This is a genomic window from Spirosoma arcticum (assembly GCF_054779955.1).
The window spans coordinates 1-900 of the sequence record NZ_BAAGXG010000061.1; the positions used below are offsets into that span (position 1 = coordinate 1).

Here is a 900-nt window from a genome sequence, read left to right on the forward strand (position 1 = left end):
AGCTGATTACCTTGCAAGAAGGAGCAAAATACCATCCCAAACCTGAATTTAGAGAAAAATGCCGTGCCCTTTTACTCAATCAGGCGGGAGTAACCATCAAACAAATCGCTACCCACTTAGTCGTTAACCACAACACGGTGGGCAGTTGGATCAAGATATGGCAGACGGTAGGGCTTGTGGGCCTTAGTCGTAAAGCCGGGCAAGGCCGTACCCCCATTTTAAGTGTGAGCAACGCAACCCACACCCAATATTTAGACAAAGCGGTTGAAGCGCATGCTCAAAATGTAAAGGCAATTCAAGCTGAGTTGATAAAAGAGTTGGCTACGCCCGTGAGTTCGGATACGGTTAAACGCTTTTTAAAAAAAATAATTATTCATGGCGACGTATCCGCCGGTGTACGCATCAAGGCCAAAACAAAGTAGTGTATGCCGATAGATACGAACGCTGGAAACTACTATTAACCCTTTGGCTATTAGGCTATATAGATCTTTATTTCGCCGATGAATCTGGCTTTACCATGCAGCCATATGTCCCCTACGCCTGGCAAAAAAAGGGACTAACTCAACGCCGATTTACTCGCAAACAGAAAAAGCGTTTAAATGTATTTGGTCTGATGAGTTTATCAGGTCAGCTAACGGTTTATCACAGTGAAGCCAATCTTGATGGGGTCTTTATTAAGAATTCGTTGGATGATTTTTCTCAAAAAGCACACACTAAACCTTACGTAATTGTGCTAGATAATGGCCCTATTCATCATGCAAAAGTAGTTAAAGACGAGTTTGATAACTGGGAAAATCAAAACATGTCTATTTTTTATTTACCTACTTACAGCCCACATTTGAACCCAATCGAAATTTTATGGCGCTTCTGTAAATACAAATGGCTAAACAAGCCACATTA

Annotated in this window: 2 protein-coding genes; both read left to right on the top strand. The window is 41.7% G+C overall.

Annotated elements, in window-relative coordinates:
* Positions 1 to 422: helix-turn-helix domain-containing protein (locus tag ACYVHB_RS32865; protein ID WP_461056324.1), on the top strand; the 422-nt coding region annotated here is incomplete at its 5' end.
* Positions 386 to 900 (top strand): IS630 family transposase (locus ACYVHB_RS32870; RefSeq protein WP_461056326.1); only part of this gene is annotated, 515 nt, incomplete at its 3' end. The genes ACYVHB_RS32865 and ACYVHB_RS32870, both read left to right, overlap by 37 nt.